The sequence below is a fragment of the Flavobacterium sp. genome (genome assembly GCF_043760115.1).
Lineage (GTDB): Bacteria > Bacteroidota > Bacteroidia > Flavobacteriales > Flavobacteriaceae > Flavobacterium.
In genome coordinates this window covers 46,618-64,458 of the sequence record NZ_JAYUPK010000036.1, presented here as the reverse complement: position 1 = coordinate 64,458, position 17,841 = coordinate 46,618, and the positions used below count along the sequence as shown (strand labels likewise).

Annotated in this window: 16 protein-coding genes; 3 read left to right on the top strand and 13 right to left on the bottom strand. The window is 30.0% G+C overall.

The window, feature by feature from the left end; translation table 11 throughout:
• The 7 genes from ACH2BC_RS03360 to fahA form a co-directional block, all read right to left on the bottom strand.
• A partial coding sequence (locus ACH2BC_RS03360) for a DUF6934 family protein (RefSeq protein WP_395052574.1) occupies nucleotides 1–339 on the bottom strand: 339 nt, incomplete at its 3' end.
• 59 nt (nucleotides 340–398) lie between these two features.
• On the bottom strand, nucleotides 399–1,583 hold the full coding sequence (locus ACH2BC_RS03355; protein WP_395052573.1) for a hypothetical protein: 1,185 nt from the start codon (nucleotides 1,581–1,583) through the stop codon (nucleotides 399–401).
• A gap of 143 nt (nucleotides 1,584–1,726) precedes the next feature.
• A complete protein-coding gene (locus ACH2BC_RS03350) occupies nucleotides 1,727–1,855 on the bottom strand; it encodes a hypothetical protein (RefSeq protein WP_395052572.1) in 129 nt (42 codons plus the stop codon).
• A 218-nt stretch (nucleotides 1,856–2,073) separates the two neighbouring features.
• Nucleotides 2,074–2,433, bottom strand: coding sequence for a hypothetical protein (locus tag ACH2BC_RS03345; RefSeq protein WP_395052571.1), 360 nt, complete (start codon nucleotides 2,431–2,433; stop codon nucleotides 2,074–2,076).
• Nucleotides 2,434–2,655: 222 nt separating this feature from the next.
• Nucleotides 2,656–2,781, bottom strand: coding sequence for a hypothetical protein (locus tag ACH2BC_RS03340; protein ID WP_395052570.1), 126 nt, complete (start codon nucleotides 2,779–2,781; stop codon nucleotides 2,656–2,658).
• A gap of 1 nt (nucleotide 2,782) precedes the next feature.
• Nucleotides 2,783–3,409 (bottom strand): hypothetical protein, encoded by a 627-nt coding sequence (locus ACH2BC_RS03335; RefSeq protein WP_395052569.1) that lies wholly within the window; start codon nucleotides 3,407–3,409, stop codon nucleotides 2,783–2,785.
• Between the two features lie 478 nt (nucleotides 3,410–3,887).
• Nucleotides 3,888–5,171, bottom strand: coding sequence for a fumarylacetoacetase (fahA, locus tag ACH2BC_RS03330; protein ID WP_395052568.1), 1,284 nt, complete (start codon nucleotides 5,169–5,171; stop codon nucleotides 3,888–3,890).
• Between the two features lie 111 nt (nucleotides 5,172–5,282).
• On the opposite strand from fahA, the gene glyA reads away from it, so the two are divergent.
• Nucleotides 5,283–6,557 (top strand): serine hydroxymethyltransferase, encoded by a 1,275-nt coding sequence (gene glyA, locus ACH2BC_RS03325; protein WP_395052567.1) that lies wholly within the window; start codon nucleotides 5,283–5,285, stop codon nucleotides 6,555–6,557.
• A 228-nt stretch (nucleotides 6,558–6,785) separates the two neighbouring features.
• Here glyA and ACH2BC_RS03320 read toward each other — a convergent pair whose 3' ends face one another.
• Both ACH2BC_RS03320 and ACH2BC_RS03315 read right to left on the bottom strand, forming a co-directional pair.
• Nucleotides 6,786–8,606 carry a chloride channel protein gene (locus ACH2BC_RS03320; protein ID WP_395052566.1) on the bottom strand — a complete coding sequence of 607 codons (1,821 nt, stop codon included), beginning with the start codon at nucleotides 8,604–8,606 and terminating at the stop codon, nucleotides 6,786–6,788.
• 39 nt (nucleotides 8,607–8,645) lie between these two features.
• A complete protein-coding gene (locus ACH2BC_RS03315; protein ID WP_395052565.1) occupies nucleotides 8,646–9,230 on the bottom strand; it encodes an ACP phosphodiesterase in 585 nt (194 codons plus the stop codon).
• Between the two features lie 242 nt (nucleotides 9,231–9,472).
• Between ACH2BC_RS03315 and glmM the strand changes: the two genes are divergently transcribed.
• Both glmM and ACH2BC_RS03305 read left to right on the top strand, forming a co-directional pair.
• A complete protein-coding gene (glmM, locus tag ACH2BC_RS03310) occupies nucleotides 9,473–10,873 on the top strand; it encodes a phosphoglucosamine mutase (RefSeq protein ID WP_395052564.1) in 1,401 nt (466 codons plus the stop codon).
• 208 nt (nucleotides 10,874–11,081) lie between these two features.
• The gene (locus ACH2BC_RS03305; RefSeq protein ID WP_395052563.1) at nucleotides 11,082–12,692 is read left to right on the top strand and encodes a S41 family peptidase; all 1,611 of its coding nucleotides are present in this window, start codon (nucleotides 11,082–11,084) and stop codon (nucleotides 12,690–12,692) included.
• A 56-nt stretch (nucleotides 12,693–12,748) separates the two neighbouring features.
• On the opposite strand, the gene ACH2BC_RS03300 is transcribed toward ACH2BC_RS03305, so the two are convergent.
• The 4 genes from ACH2BC_RS03300 to ACH2BC_RS03285 all read right to left on the bottom strand — a co-directional run bounded on the left by ACH2BC_RS03300 (nucleotide 12,749) and on the right by ACH2BC_RS03285 (nucleotide 17,674).
• Nucleotides 12,749–13,444 carry a hypothetical protein gene (locus ACH2BC_RS03300; RefSeq protein WP_395052562.1) on the bottom strand — a complete coding sequence of 232 codons (696 nt, stop codon included), beginning with the start codon at nucleotides 13,442–13,444 and terminating at the stop codon, nucleotides 12,749–12,751.
• An 82-nt stretch (nucleotides 13,445–13,526) separates the two neighbouring features.
• Complete coding sequence (locus ACH2BC_RS03295) at nucleotides 13,527–14,849, bottom strand: hypothetical protein (protein ID WP_395052561.1); 1,323 nt, start codon at nucleotides 14,847–14,849, stop codon at nucleotides 13,527–13,529.
• A gap of 21 nt (nucleotides 14,850–14,870) precedes the next feature.
• Nucleotides 14,871–16,688 (bottom strand): OmpA family protein, encoded by a 1,818-nt coding sequence (locus ACH2BC_RS03290; protein ID WP_395052560.1) that lies wholly within the window; start codon nucleotides 16,686–16,688, stop codon nucleotides 14,871–14,873.
• A 26-nt stretch (nucleotides 16,689–16,714) separates the two neighbouring features.
• The gene (locus ACH2BC_RS03285) at nucleotides 16,715–17,674 is read right to left on the bottom strand and encodes a hypothetical protein (protein ID WP_395052559.1); all 960 of its coding nucleotides are present in this window, start codon (nucleotides 17,672–17,674) and stop codon (nucleotides 16,715–16,717) included.
• Nucleotides 17,675–17,841: the final 167 nt, after the last annotated feature.

The following is a 17,841-nucleotide window of genomic DNA, read 5'->3' as shown; positions in this document are numbered from 1 at the left end:
TAATAAGTTATTAGTTATTCCCATTCTGTAAAGTCTTGTTCTCACTGATGTACTTCCAGTAGCTAGAATCCAAGATTCTGGATATTTTAGGGTAAAAGCATAAACTGTAGAAGCCACAGTTGAAAGCACTTTTAAACTATCACCATTATTAGTTATTGATAAATCACTAAATGTTTTAGTATTTTCATCGTAATCACCAAATCCTAAATTGTAAACATTTTCAGTTCCTGTTTTTGTATATTCTACAATTTTTTTAATCTTACCTTTAGGTCCTTCACTAAAAAATTCATAATAATTAAATAATACTTCTGAACGATAACTGTATTTTGGATAATTCATAGTTGATTATTATACAAATTTAAGAAATAATTCGTTACTTTAAATTTATTTCACAATTCTTACCTCCTAAATTTATTCCTCACAATAATATCTTTCAATTTAGCTTTTAAATCTTCTCCAGAATCATAAACCATTTGCTCATTGCTTGGAAAAGGCACTGCTCTTCTATCAAAATTTGGATAATACGTTTCTTCGCAAGCACGTTTGTCGCCAGTAAATTTAGAATAAACAGATTCAAAAACAAATTCGCTTGCTAACGGAAAAGTTTCTACTAATTGATTGTTTTTAAAGTCGATGTAATCAACTTTGGCAACAACATTAGCCGATTTAAATTGTCTGTATTCATAAATATCAGCTTTAATTATTTTAAAATTATCAACTTTTATCGGTTTTCCCAAACTGTCTTTTACAATATTTCCGTTAGAATCTAGAAGGTTTTTTACACCATCTTTTATTTGTTTTTCTTTGTAAAATTCTTTCTCTTTTACTTGTTCTGGCGAAATATTTATTTGACGAAAGTTTACAATTAATCCATAATCATAATCAATTCCTTTAACTTTATTGCTGTGGTAAACTGTCCATTTATCGTTCAATCCAAAGGTGCTAAAATCTAATAAATCATTTTGTAAACGAACAGGAATTACCATATTGGTTTCGTTTTTTGTAAACACGTTTACAAAATCAGTTCCTTTAATTCTGGCAGTTTCTGTAAGTGCAATAACGTCTTTAAAATTCGGACTTAATTCATTCAAATACACCAAATCATCATACGCACGACGAAAACTCATTTTATCTTTAGTGGTTAAAAGTGCTTTAGAATTATCATATAAATATTTTGCTAAAGCATTTTTACTACTCACAATTTGATCTGAATAATCTTCAAATGCAAACGATGCAGTTCTATTTTGCTTCAATACTTTTAAAGGTAATAATGGTTTAATTTGCTCTTGACGATTGTTTAATTGAACGTAAGTTTCATAAATTTTTTCAGTATTTCTTGGGTTGGCATCTTTAAACCAAACCGAAATATTTTGTAAATCACGTTCTTTAGCTTTGGCAAATGCTTCTTCAAGTAGGTAAACATAATCTTGTTTTCCTTTGGCATCTTTTCTATTCTTTAAACTTTCAACTGCATTATTAATTGCAATATCATAATCTCCAGAAGCTAATGATTCTCTTGTTTGACGAACTCCGCAAGAGTTTAGTACTAAAAATACAATTGTTAGTAATGTAAAGTTTTTCATGATTGTGGTTTTAGAGTTTGTATTTAGCATAATCCAAATACTGAGCCAAATGTAAAAATAAATAAGGCGTAATTTAAATAAAAATTACGCCTTACAATTATACATTAATAATTAAATACAATTAAGTATCATTTTTTTAATAATTATTTATTTTTATATTCTTCAGGAGAATATTTTTGAGCATCTGATATTGATTTCATTCTTGGATAAAGAAATGCCAATAAAACTACTAAAACTAAAGTTGCTATAATTAAGATATTCTTTTTTTTCATATAATCAGTATTTACAGATTTGTGCTTGATTGCAATCATAATATTCTTCATTATATTGTTGAGAATCACCTTCACTTAAATGGCCATAATTTGCCAAAATGTGAACATAAGCATTTGCTCCTTACTAAAATGAACAATTCCTCCAATATGTAGTTCCATTTAAATTAAGTTTGCAAGAACTAACATTTTGACCTTCCACTAAAATCTTTAAAACACTATCATCTAGCTTTAGTTTTGTCAATGAATGGTTTTCTAATTTCTATAACTTGTTGATTTGTAGCTCTTGAAATTAATTCATAAAGATGTTTATTTTCTTTAATCATTTTATCTGATATTGCTGTCATATTATCTATATATTCTTCTGCTTCATTCATCAACTTAAATTGTGTTTTTTTTATATTTAATTTAAGCCAATTTAAAAAAACATCTTTATCCCAAAAATTTGGAGGTGCTAATAAGAGTGTATTATTCATTTTTTCAGCAAATGATTTCGTCATTTTTTCGTGAAGAAAATAAGTGTCAGTTTCCATCATTTTCTTATACTCATCACAAGCTAAATTAAATTCAACTGTTGACAACTCCAATTTTGTTAAATTAGTTTGTTTACATTCCGTCTTTTGACTGTATAAACATGTGCAAAATAGTAAAGTAAAATAAATAATTATTAATTTCATAATCATAAGATTTAAAAAGTAGATAATTAAATTTTTTTACATGATTGTTAGAAGCCCAAATATTTATTTGCACTTCTAACAATTTAAAAATAATTAAATACAATTAAATATCATTTTTTTTAATAATTATTTATTTTTATATTCTTGAGGAGAATATTTTTGAGCATCTGATATTGATTTCATTCTTGGATAAAGAAATACCAATAAAACTAATACTAAAGTTGCTATAATTAAGATTTTCTTTTTTTTCATATTAACAGTATTTACAGATTTGTGCTTGATTGCAATCATAATATTCTTCAATATATTGTTGAGAATCACCTCCACTTACATGTCCACAGTTTGCCAAAATGTGAACATAAGCAGCTGCTCCTTCCCAGAATGAACAATTTCCCCAATATGTAGTTCCATTTAAATTACGTGTGCAAGAACTACCATCTTGACTTCCCACCAGAATCTTTAAAACATTGGGATCTGTAGGGCTATTTTGTTCTCCATCTCCTAATTCTTCAAAATATAATAATGTATTTGCTTTACCATATATTTCATATAACCGATTTAAATGTAATTTGCCTTCTGTGATAGTCAAAGAAACTCCATCAACATTTTTTTCTTGAACATATGATAAGAATTTATAATAGTTTTCTCTTAAAACAATCACATTTATATCATTTTTGAAGTCTTCTAAAATGTTCTCATTTGTTCTATTTGAGTTTTGAGATGTAGATTCTATTTGATCAGATTTTATAGAAGAAAGTTGAGTTTCTTCATGTAATATTGAATTAGAATTTTCTTTCTCAATATTATTATCCTCAGAGTTACATGCCAAACCTATTATTGCTAAAAAAGTGAACGTAAAAATTATTTTAAATCTTTTCATATTATTAAATATTTAGTATTGTAAATTTTTTTTTGAAAATTTCAAAGGTTGTTTTGAAAATTTTGATTCTTTACCGAGTAATTTAAACTTGCAACCTAAAAATTACTCGGACAAATCGGAAAGATTTTTTTCATATTTTAAAAAGTTAAGTTGGACTAATTGCCTTACTTTTTAAAATATACCTTCAATCACCTTATACTAAATATAAATAAGGTGTGAAACTGTACACTATAATGTTTTAGGGGTATCTCGAAACACCTTGCGGACAAAATAGGACAGCCCACACCAATTGATGTGAGCTTTACCCATCTGACTCTGTCCGCATAATTTTCGAGATTTTCTAAAACAGAGTTTTTTAAAGTAAAAGCTATATTAAAATTTCATTAATTCTTAATCATATAATTATTAAATGTTTAAACGAATTTAGTAATGTTTTTCGTAAAAAAAAATTTTTTAAGTATTTTTTTTGTTAATTATTTTATTTTCTAACAAATGGTGGCAATAATTTACTAGAAACTTCACCAAAACCTATTCGCACCAAACTATTTTGACAATATCCTTTCATAATAACAGTATCATTATCGTTTACAAATTTACGTTCGCTTCCATCATTTAATTTTATCGGATTTTTTCCACCCCAAGTTAACTCTAACATAGATCCGAAACTATCTTGGGTTGGTCCAGAAATAGTTCCACTTCCCATCATATCACCACTATTTACTCTACAACCATTACTGGTATGATGCGTCAATTGTTGGCACATAGACCAATACATATATTTAAAATTAGATTTAGAAATTAAATTTGCATCAGCATTTTCTGGTTGCAAATACACTTCTAGATTAATGTCATAAGTATGTTTTCCTTTTTGTTGTAAGTAGGGTAAAGGTGTAGGAATTTGGCTTGGACCTTTTGCTCTAAAAGGTTCTAACGCATCCATTGTAATTATCCAAGGAGAAATTGACGAAGCAAAATTCTTGGCTAAAAATGGTCCAAGTGGCACATATTCCCATTTTTGAATGTCTCTTGCGCTCCAATCGTTAAGTAAAACCATTCCAAAAATATAATCTTCGGCTTCATTTATAGGCACATTTTCTCCCATAACATTTACATCTGTAGTAATAAATGCTGTTTCCAATTCAAAATCTACCAATCGTGAAGGTCCAAAAACCGGAGTAGTTTCGCCATTTGGCAACGTTTGTCCCATTGGTCTGTGAACTGGAATTCCAGACGGAACTATAGTAGAACTTCGTCCGTGATAACCTACAGGAATGTGAAGCCAGTTGGGTAAAAGTGCATTTTCTGGATCACGAAACATTTTTCCAACATTGGTTGCGTGCTCTTTACTGGAATAAAAATCGGTGTAATCGCCAATTAATACTGGAAGTTGCATTTCTACATCTTCCATTTTAAAAATGATTATTTCTCTATGTTCTGCGTTATCTCGAAGTTGCGGATTTTCTGCATCAAAAATATCTCCCAACCTGTTTCTAACCAATCTCCAAGTTTTTTTTCCGTCAGATATAAAATCGTTTAATGTGTCTTGCATAAACATATCATCAGTAAGTTCAATGCCTTCAAAGTAATTTAATTGTTGTAAAGCACCCATATCTATAGCAAAATCACCAATTCGAGTTCCAATTGTGATTACATCTTCTTTAGTGATAAAAACTCCAAAAGGAATATTTTGAATGGGAAAATCGCTTGATTCAGTTACATTTAACCAAGATTTTCTTTCTGGATTGTTGGCAATATTTGGCATAATAAGTTGTTAGTTTGTTGTTGAAAAAAATGTAATCAAATATATCATTTTGAATTTATTTCACAAACATATTTCGTAAATTTGGAAAGTTTTTAACGAAAATCTAATAAAATGCTACGCGACGAACAAATTTTTGACCTAATTCTAGACGAACAAGAAAGACAAATAAATGGAATTGAGCTAATTGCCTCAGAAAATTTTGTTAGCGACCAAGTTATGGAAGCTGCAGGTTCTTGTTTAACCAATAAATATGCCGAAGGATATCCTGGAAAACGTTATTATGGTGGCTGTGAAGTTGTAGATGTTGTAGAACAAATTGCAATTGATAGAGCCAAAGCACTTTTTGGAGCCGAATATGCTAACGTGCAACCACATTCTGGTTCGCAAGCTAATACTGCGGTTTATCACGCTTGTTTAAAAGTTGGCGATAAAATTTTAGGATTTGATTTGTCTCATGGTGGACATTTAACGCACGGTTCGCCTGTAAATTTTTCTGGAAGATTATACAATCCTGTTTTTTACGGAGTTGAAAAAGAAACTGGTAGATTTGATTATGATAAAATTCAGGAAATTGCAACTAGAGAACAACCAAAAATGATTATCGCTGGTGCATCTGCGTACTGTCGCGATATGGATTTTGAACGTTTTAGAAAAATTGCCGATTCAGTAAATGCTATTTTATTGGCAGATATTTCGCATCCGTCAGGATTAATTGCCAAAGGATTGATGAATGATCCAATTCCGCATTGTCATATTGTTACAACGACTACACACAAAACATTGCGTGGTCCACGTGGTGGATTGATAATGATGGGAAAAGATTTTGAAAATCCGTTTGGATTAACAACCCCAAAAGGCGAAATTAGAATGATGTCTTCACTTTTAGATTTGGCTGTTTTTCCAGGAAATCAAGGTGGACCATTAATGCATATTATTGCTGCAAAAGCAGTTGCGTTTGGAGAATGTTTAACCGATGAATTTTTTAGATATTCTATGCAAGTACAGAAAAATGCTAAAGCAATGGCAGCAGCTTTTATGAAACGAGGTTACGATTTAATTTCTGGAGGAACAGACAATCACATGATGTTGATAGATTTAAGAAATAAAAATATTACTGGTAAAGAAGCAGAAAACGCTTTGGTAAAAGCAGAAATTACTGTAAATAAAAATATGGTTCCATTTGATGATAAATCGCCATTTGTAACTTCTGGAATTCGTATTGGAACACCAGCAATTACTACTCGTGGATTATTAGAAGAAGACATGGAAACTATAGTAGAATTTATTGATAGAGTTTTAATGAATCATACCAATGAAGCTGTTATTGAGCAAGTTGCAGAAGAAGTTAACGAAATGATGGGCGAAAGAGCAATGTTTGTTTTCTAGATTTTAAATTGATTTTGAAATAGAGAAAGTTGATAGATTTTAAAAATTTATCAACTTTTTTAGTATAATTTATTTCTTATTAGAAATTTATTATTTGGAATTTGAAATTTCTTATTTGGGATTTGAAATTTGGGATTTCATTTTTGGAATTTGAAATTTCTTATTTGGAATTTGGAATTTCTTATTTGGGATTTGGAATTTCATTTTTGGAATTTGAAATTTAATCTTTTACTCAATTGTCATTTCTTTCAACTGTTCACGATAAGTTTCAAGAATGTCAACTTTAGAAAGTAATCCAAAGAATTTTCCGTTTTTTAAAACTGGTAGAATGGTTTCATTTGTGTTTTCAAATTTCTCCATTATGGTTTCCATTCCGTCATCGTGAAGAATTAATTCTTTAGGTTGCGATAAAACTTCTTTTATCATTGTGAATTTTATTCTAAACGGATTAAAAATTATTGGACGAATAATTTCAAAATCTACAACGCCAACAAGTTTACTTTTTTCATCCAAAACAGGAACCAAATGCTGATTGGAAGTTGATAAATGTTCGACCAAATTTTCTAACGATTTTTCTAAAGAAATTGTTTTAACATCGGTTGCAACCAAATTAAGAAAATCGATACTTTGCAAGATGTTTTTGTCTTTATCACTTGTAAAAACATCACCTTTATCGGCAAGTGCTTTTACATCCATTGAATGTTTTTCAAATTGTTTAGAAACTGCATAACTTATTGAAGATACAATCATTAACGGAACCATTAAATTATAACCGCCAGTAATTTCGCCAATTAAGAAAATAGCAGTTAATGGTGCGTGAAACAATCCGCTAAGAATTCCAGCCATGCCAACAATTGCAAAATTGGTTATTGGTAAATTATTTGTAATACCAATTAAATTCATTGATTTTGCTACAAAAAAACCAAGATACGAACCAACAAACAACGAAGGAGCAAAGTTGCCTCCATTTCCACCAGAACCTAATGTTAATCCTGTTGCAAACGATTTTAATAAGACAATTAGTCCAACAAAAACTAATAAAAACCAAGGATTATTTTTCTTGCTTGCCAAAAAAGTATTTTCTAATAAAACTTCTGGATGCGAAGTTGACAACGCTTTAATACTTTCATAACCTTCTCCAAAAAGTGCTGGAAAAATCACTATTAAAATGGCTAAAATACTTGCTCCAAACAAAGCTTTTTTATAAACACTTCCTTTAAATTTACTGAAATAATGTTCTACTTTTCTAAAATTTCTGGCATGATATACTGAAACCAAACCTGCTAAAATTCCGAGTAAAATATAATATGGAGTGTTGTGATAATTAAATGTTTGAACATTATTAAAACTTAAAAGTACTTCTTGACTCAACAACACTTTAGAAACTAAAGCGCCAGTTGCAGCCGAAATAATTATTGGAATAAAAGCAGAAATACCTACATCTGTCAAAATTACTTCTACAGCAAATAAAACTCCAGCAATTGGTGCGTTAAATGCAGCTCCAATTCCGGCAGCAACGCCACAAGCAAGAAGCAAAATTCTGTCTTTTTGTGATAATTTATATTTTTGTGCAAAGTTAGAACCAAATGCTGCGCCAGTAATTACAATTGGACTTTCTAAACCTGCAGAACCACCAAGACCTACTGTTAATGAACTAGTTATGATTTGTGCATACATTTGTTTTTTGGGAATAATTCCACCTTTTTTTGCAACAGCATACAATATTTTCGAACTTCCTTTTTCTAATTCGCCATTTAAAACTCTTTTTACAACAAGAACAGTTAGCAAAATTCCAATAATAGGAAGTATAAAATTAAAAAAAGGAAACTTTAAAAATCCATTAATATAATTGGCAAAAACAAAAACGTTGTGCGCAAAACTTTTTAAGATAATTACCGCAAAAGCACAAGAAATTCCTACCAATACGCACGATAAATAAATAAAATTTCGTTCAGATAAAAGTTGCTTGCATAGAAAAATAATCGCTTCTAAACGACGTGCTACTTTTCTAAATAATAATCTAAATAGTGCTGAGAATTTGTTTGGCATTATAAAATTTTGGAAATGCAAAAATAGTTATTTTAAATCTTAAAGTTGCGATAATTTTTCTTTAGAATGCAGTATCAATTCTTCAAAAAACAATGTAAATTCTTCTTCAATTTCTCTATAAAATAATTTCACTTCAACAATTGCTTCTTGCATATTGGCTCTATGTTTGGTTCTATAATCCATTTGAAATAAAATCATTTCCAAACCTTCTAAACTTGCATAACTTACCAACCAATTTCTTCCTATCATATATGGTAGCATTTTTTGAGTTTTTACTGTTAGTATTTCAAAATTATCTTGTAATAATTTATAGAAATTTGCGGCATAATCTTCTAGTTTTTCGTCAGAATAAGTATTCCAATTTTTAGCTAAAAAATGATCATAAACAATGTCCATAATTACACCAGAATAGTGTCCGTATTTTTCGTGAAGACGATGCTTACTTTGTCTGTAAATAGAGTTTGCATCTGTAAAAGTGTCAATATATCGATGCAAAAGAATTCCTTTTTTTACTTCTTCTGGAAAATTTAAATAATCGTTACCACGAATTCCGTCTGCCATAAAATTTCCAATTTTTAGCAAGTCGTTATTTCCAGAAAGATAAATGTGTGCTAGGAAGTTCAATTTTTTTGTTGTGGGTTTTGAGTTGTGAGTTTGAACTCGAATAAATTTTCATTATAATTGTAAATGTAGAAAAAAAAATTTGCTTTACTTAATAATTAATTTTGTAAAATATATATTTGTAACTTCATGGTAAATGTTAAATTTATTATCAGTAAAAACTCAAAACTCAAAACTCAAAACTCAAAACTCAAATCTCACAACTCACAACTCACAACTTAAAACTCACAACTCACAACTAAAATATGACACTCATAAAATCTATATCAGGAATTCGAGGAACAATTGGCGGAAAAGTCGGCGATAATTTAACGCCAGTTGATGCTGTAAAATTCGCTTCGGCTTACGGAACTTTCCTAAAACAAGGAAAAGTGAAGAGTGAAGATGGAAGAAAATTGAAAGTTGTAATTGGAAGAGATGCAAGAATTTCTGGACCAATGATTCATAATTTAGTGATGAATACCTTACTTGGATTGGGAATTGATGTGATAGATTTAGGTTTGTCAACAACGCCAACGGTAGAAATTGCTGTACCAATGGAAAATGCTGATGGTGGAATTATCTTAACAGCATCGCACAATCCGAAACAATGGAATGCCTTGAAATTATTAAATTCTAAGGGAGAATTTTTGAGTGGAAAAGAAGGCGAATTGATTCTAGAAATTGCAGAAAGTGAAGCATTTGATTTTGCAGATGTTGATTCTCTTGGTGAAATAACTGTGAATGATGCTTATATGGATATTCATATTGATGAAGTTTTAAATCTTCCTTTGGTTGATGCAGAAGCTGTTGCCAAACGAAAATTTAAAGTTGTTGTTGATGGTGTAAATTCGTCTGGCGGAATTATTATTCCGAAATTGTTGGAGCAAATGGGAGTTGAATGTGTAAAATTATATTGCGAACCAAATGGTCATTTTCCTCATAATCCAGAACCTTTAAAAGAATATTTGGGCGATATTTGTAAATTAGTTTTAGAAGAAAAAGCCGATTTTGGAATTGTTGTTGATCCAGATGTTGATAGATTGGCGTTTATTTCTAACGATGGCGAAATGTTTGGCGAAGAATATACTTTGGTTGCTTGCGCAGATTATGTTTTGAGTAAAACTCCAGGAAACACAGTTTCTAATATGAGTTCTTCTCGTGCTTTACGTGATATTACAAACAAACACAATGGAAATTACGAGGCAAGTGCTGTTGGCGAAGTGAATGTTGTTGAGTTGATGAAAGCTACAAATGCTATAATTGGTGGCGAAGGAAATGGCGGAATTATTTATCCAGAATCTCATTACGGAAGAGATAGTTTGGTTGGCGTTGCCTTGTTTTTAACACATTTGGCCAATTTAGATGTAACTGTAGCTGAACTTAGAGCAAGTTATCCTCAATATTATATGAGTAAAAATAAAATTGAATTGACACCACAATTAGATGTTGATGCAATTTTGGTTGCAATGACAGAAAAGTACAAAGAGGAAAATATTACTACAATTGATGGAGTAAAAATTGATTTTTCAGAAAATTGGGTACATTTAAGAAAATCTAATACAGAACCAATTATTAGAATTTATACTGAAGCCGCAACGCAAGAATTGGCTGATGATTTGGCGGAACGAATTATTGGTGAGATTAAGGTTATTGCTGGGATTTAATCTGAATTTAATCTGAATTTATTTCAGATTCTTTTCATATATACCGCAAAATTTTTCACCACGGATTAAACGGATCAAAACAGATTAAAACGGATTTAAATTTGTAAATAATTTTAAATCCGTGGAATCCGTGAAAATCTGTGGTAAAATTAAATCCAAAAAAATAAAATAATCTGAAATAAACTCAGATTAAATCAAATAAAATTCTATGAAGTTAAAATTACAAAAACAATTACTAATCCTTTCAGTTTCATTAATATTAGTAAACTGCTCTTCGGTAGAAAAATACAATTACAAATTATCACAAACAATTACTGTTGCAAAACTTCAAAAAGACATTAATTATACCCAACATAAATTAGAAAAATTGTATCCAAATTTATACGGTTACATTACTAAAGAAAAACTCAATTTTAAATTTGATAGTATTCGTAAAGTGGTTACAAAACCTATGACAAGTAAAGATTTTTACTTTGTTATAAGTCCAGTTGTAGCTTCTGTTCGTCAAGGTCACATGAGTATGACGCAAGTTTCTAAACGAATTCCTAAAAAAGAAGCCAAACGATTAAAAAAAGCTGGCGATGGACCATTATCGCAATTTGTTTATGAATATCAAAACGATAAATTGTATGTTATAAAAAATAAACCAAAAAAAGTAAAGATAAAATTAGGAACAGAAGTAGTATCTGTAAACGGAATTGTGCCAAGTGCTGTTTTTAAAAAATATAGGAATTCAGTTACTTCTGATGGATTTAATCAAACATTGTTTAGAAAGTATTTAGTAAAAAGATATGTAGGTTATATGACTAACGAAATTGGAATAAATGATAGTTTAACATTTGTTTTAAAACTAAAAGATTCTGTTTTTACTAAAGTGATTTCTAGAAATAAAATTGTAAAAAAAGCAGTTGTTAAAGATGATATAAAAGTAAAAAAAGATAAAGATTCGATAACTAAAATTGCAAAAAATCCGTTAGAAAAAGCAAAGTTAAAATTAGAAAAAAAGAATAAAAATCTTTATGGATACGACTATACTACTAAAGAATATGTAAAAAGTTTTAAAGTTGTTTCAAGTGATACTACTGTTGGAATAGTAAGAATTAAAAATTTCTCTGATGGAAGATTTAAAGAAGCTTATGCAACAATTTTTGATAGTATAAAGTTAAAAAATATTCAAACTCTAGTAATTGATATTCGTGGAAATCCAGGTGGAAGAGTTAATGATGTTGTAAATTTATATTCCTATTTAACAGATAAAGAATACACGTTATTGAAACCAGCAGAAGTTACTTCTAAAACCAGTTTGTGGAAGCTAGGAATGTTTGCCAAATTACCAAAATTGGCATACCCAATTGGAGCTGTTTTTTATCCAATATATATGGGATTTTCTTATTTTAGAACTACAAAAAATGAAGATGGAAGTTATCAATATAAATTAGTTGGTTCAAAACCAAAACCAAATAATCAAAACTATTTTAAAGGAAAAATATATGTAATTATTGATGGTGGATGTTTTTCGGCAGCTTGTATTTTAGCATCATCATTAAAATCTAATCCAAACGTAGTTTTTATTGGCGAAGAAACTGGAGGAAATTTTAATGGAACTGTTGCAGGAATAATGCCAGTTGTGAAATTACCAAATTCTAAAATTGCTTTACGATTGGGCTTAATGAATATTCAAACCATAAATCAAACTGAAACTATTGGAAGAGGAATTTTTCCAGATAAAGAAATTGTGCCAACTGTAGATGATAAAATCTCAAATAAAGATCCAGAATTAGAATGGATTTTGAGTGAAGTAAAAAAACAAAAACCTTGATAAGATTGACTCATCAAGGTTTTACATAAACAAACTAACTTAACAAATTTATTTTTTTAAGGACAACATTGTGTAAATTTAAAATTATCATACCACCATTGTTCAGCAGGATTTGATCCACTATCAATTGGGAAAGATATTCCATCAATGTTTACAATTAATGCATTAAATGCTGCAATATCCGCTGGAGTTGGAGTAGACGAACCACCAATTAAAACCCAATCGCCATAAGCATTGGATGGCAAAGTGCTTCCAGATGCAAGTGATAATGGTACAATTATATTTTTAGTTGTTGCTCCACTTACAATTAAATGAGGTGCTTTCAATACAAAAGCTGCTCTACTTGTAAAAGTTAATGTTGAAAAATTTCCTTTATATATTGATATACTATTTGTTGTACTTGGAGCATTTGAAGTTCCAGCATCATATTCTACATCATAAGTAAATTCGCAACCAGCTTGGGTTAAATCTTTAGGAAAATCAATTGTATTGTATGCATTTGAACCACCTGAACCATCTCTAAAATATAATTTTTTAGAACCCGATTTTACTACCACTTGCATAAAAGTTAGAAATTGTTGTTGCCAATTTCCAGCAGTTCCAATAGTATAATCTTCAAAATCTGTGAGCAATGTGCTTGATGGTACGCAAGGTATTGTTTGATCAGCATCATATCCGCAAGTTTCATCGTCTGCACAAGAAATGCTTACTAAAAGTAAACATATACTAATATTTTTTATGTATTTTTTCATTTTTATTGTTTTAAATTTAATTTTATAAAAGAGTTAGATTTTTTAATTTCTAACTCTTTTAACTAACTAACAAAATTTATTTTTAATTGTTACACGGACAAGAAGAATCAAAAACATCTACATCGCCAATGCCACCTTTGTAATTTGTACTATTATTTCTATCTATAAATAAATCGGTACTTCCATAGGTTGTTGGACTGTTTCCATTGCTACTAATACCTTGAACACCATAAGTTAAATAACTTGTATTAAAAGGATTTGCATAATTTTGAGAAACCCAAACTATATCGTCTGTAGTAAAACTTCCACCAGATTCTCTTGCTCCATAATCAACTCCACCAGCCGAACTTTTTCCTACATTAAAATTATCGCCAGCATAAAACGGTACAGTAACTGTCCAAGTGGTTCCAATTTTTTCATATTCAAATACTGATGCGTTATGATCTGCACCTCGTTCTGCCAACATCATTTTGCCAGTGCAAGAAAATTCTATATCAGTAATTTTATTTTGATTGCCAATTTTTTGAATTACATTTTTAGAACTTGGTGCAGTATCGTTAAAAACATTAGCTTGTAATGGTTGTGGTGTTGCAATAAATTCTCCAGAAGCATTGAGTTGAATAGACCAAATAGAATTAAATCCGGCTTGAGTTCTTGCAAAATATACTTCGGTAATTCCGTTTTGAGTTAACACTCCAATTCCCCAAATTCGTTCGCCAACTGCAACCATTCCGTTGCTAGGAATATCTAATGAAAATGGATCAAAAACACTTTTTACATTTCCAGTTGTTGGATCAAGTCTGTAAATTCTACCATCTTCAAGATTAGTTGCAAACAATTGATTATTGGCTTTATCATAAGCAATATTTCCAATGCTATTTCCAGTATCAAAACCACTATTTGGTAATTGATTGGTTAACGCATAATTCCAAGCATTACCTGTAAAAGTGGATACCAAAGTTGTAGTTGTACCCAGCGAATTGACATTAGTTTTATAAATGCCGCATCTTCCACCAGTTGCACCAAAAATAGTAGAAGCAAAACTGTCATAATTATAAACATCGGTTGCACTTAAATAAATATTAAACGATTTGTCTAATGCAATACCAAAAACATTTCCTATTATATTTGACTTCCAGTTGGTTGGATTTGAACTAACTACTTGACCAGTTCCTAAACTTGGATCGTTCCAATCGCCACCAATTGGCGCATTAGAATTAAAAGTGGTTTCATGAATTACGGCTACATTTCCATTACCATCATTAGCATTAGTACAAACCATAAAACCTTCGGGTTTGTTTTGCACACATTCTGTAACGTAGGCACACGATTCTTTACTGCACGATGCAAATAAAACTAGTAATAACAGACTATTAATTACAAAAATTATTTTTGAATTTTTCATTTTTAAATAATTTTATAGTTATTAGTTTTTAGGAGGACAAATTACCTTCATCTCTGTTCTTCTGTTAATGCTGTGTTGCGCTTCGGTACAATTTACGCCATCGGCACATTCATTTAGTAAAACAGTTTTACCATAACCTTTTCCTGTAATTCTACTTCTTTCAATGCCTTGAGAAACAACGTAATCTACAGATGCATTAGCTCTATTTTGAGACAACGTTTGGTTGTAAGCAAAGCTTGATCTACAATCGGTATGCGAACCAACTTCTACTTTTACAGATGGATTGTCTTGCATAAAACGAACCAATCTGTTCAACTCAGTTTTAGCAATATCTTTAATGAAATATTTATCTAAATCGAACAAAATATTTTTTAGATTTAATGCTTTTCCACAATCTACTTTTTCGGCACACATTTCTAATTTTACATATAAATTTTTATCTCTACTATAATCTGATGCAGAAACCTGTACTATTTGAGAAAAATAATTTTCTTTTCTGCCATATAAATCAAATACTCCAGTTTCTGGCAATTGAAGTAAAAAATTACCTTGTGCATCTGTCATTGTGGTTTTTTTAGTTGCCAAATCTTTATTTTCTAACGTTACATTAATTCCTGCAATTGGAACCGTTGTGTTGCATTCAAATGCACGACCTTTTATAATAAAATTTCTATCGCCATATAAAATTTCTTTAGATATAATTCCATTATTTGCTTGACAATTATTAAAATCGGTAATTGTGATAAAACCATCTATTAAATTCACACTATTTAAACTTCCTTTAATAGAATAATTATCTGGTTTTACATTATCAAAAACCACTACACCAAAACCATTAGTTTTTCCAGAATTGGCTGTTTGACCTGCACCATTTACCAAAACAATATCGGTATCTGGCAAAATTTCTTTGGTATATTTATCTCTAGCTGTAATGCTTACTTTGCAACCACAAGTTGTACAAGCACACATAGGTAATGCGTGGGTTTTTCCACAAACAGTACATTTTACACATTCCATACACTTAGCTTTAGGCGTATTGTTAAATTTGAATGTTATTCCTGCAAAAATTCCAATAGAAGCTAAATCACAATCGCAAGGTGCAACTCTAGATGTTAAATTATTTCCAACTAGTATTTCGCTAGATTGTAAAGTTTGATTTAACGTTTGGTAACCAGCAGAAATTCCTAAAGTTGGATCTACAAGTTCTGTTCCTTTAAAGTGTTTTAAATAATATCCACCAACATGAAATCCTAAACTTCTAGTAAAGAAATAAGTAAATCGTAGTTGTGCTTTCGCAGATAATACGCTAGTTAAATCGTAACCTGCATGAAAATTCAATAATTGATTAGCACTTGTTGAGGTTTCTCTAAGTTCTACTCTTCCACCTTTAATAGATGCTAATCCTACTCTTGTGTTTAACTCAGCTTGAAACCTGTTGTTGTTAGATAAATATCTAAAATCGGGTCCAATGCCATAAAACATTCTAGTAATTTTATTTTCTTGAAGTGTAAAATTAGTTAACGGAATTCCAGAAGTAGTTACTAAATTAGTTAACGGATAAGTACTTTTAGAACCATTATTGATGTAATCAAAATCTACTCCTAGTCCAAACCAAGTCCAATAATAATTTAATGAAGTTCCTAGCTCTAATCCGCCTTTGTAATCAATATAAGGTGTATTATTTTTAAATAACGGAATGTCATATCCTGCTCTTAATGATAATTGTAAACCAGAATTATTTACTGGCGCAGTTGGTGTAATAGTTGGTGTAACTTGAGAATAATTTAATGCAGTTATTCCCAAAAACAAGAGTATAAATATTTTTTTTAAATGTTTCATTATTGTAATTTTTAGTTGTTTTATAGTTAAGGTAAAGCGTTAATTGCTGTAGTTAATTCTTCTTTTGTACCAAGCGTAGTCTCAGATAAATTAAAAGTAGCTTGATGATTGGCTGTAAGAATTTGAGGTTTAATGGCATATCTAAATTTGCCACTTTGTTCAGTTACAAATACTAAATAACAATCCAATCCAACAGGAAATTGCCCAAATGTTTTTCCAAGAGAATTTGGAATAGATTTTACTACAAGAAATACATCACTGTTTCCGTTACCAAATCCAGAAGGAACAAAAGTTGTAATGGCAGTTTTTGGTCCAGCATTATTGTAAAATCTATCGCAATTAAACCAACCGAAACCATCTAGAATCACATTATAATTAAAATTAGTTGTGCCTTGTACTGGCGCAATAAATAATTCTACAGTTGGTGCTTGCGTCCAAGTTAATTCTCCTTCTGCATTTATAGTTCCTTTAAATGGTAACATTGCTGCATCAGTTCCACCAGTTAATGAAGTTGGAATTTGTAATGTTATAGGTGAAGCTAATGTTAATTCTACCTCTTCTTGATATGCTTTAATAAAAAATTCGCCACCAGAAACTAGTAAATTTTGTTCGCCACCATTGTTTCCCATTGTAGCTTTGTTAGCGGTTAACATTGTTCCTTTATCAAAAAGTTCTATGTATTTAACTTTGATTTGACCAGTTACAGGATTTCCATTTTTTCTTAACGAACTTCCGTTAATAGTAAGTTTAACACCTTTAGGAGATGTATAATTTAATGTTGTACTTGCGTCAAATGTTTGAACTGTTGTAAGCGAAGCTAGTTTTCCATCGTATAAATTGTTTAGCGCTTGTGTTGTTGGCAAGTCATCGCCAATAACTGTGTACTCATCTTTGTTGCAACTTAGTAAGCTTGCAGAAACTACTAGTAAAAGTGCAATTGCTTTTGTGTAGTTTTTCATTTGGATACTCATTTTAATGTTTTTCATAAGGGTTTGTTTTAAATTTATATTTGCTAATTTTAATGATATCAATTTCAAGTAAGAATTGTTACCTACAATAATTAATTTTCTTAAAATTTTACTTTACAAAACTGCAAACAAACTGATAATCAATTGATGAGATATTAACTGAAATCACTTTGTGCAATTCACTA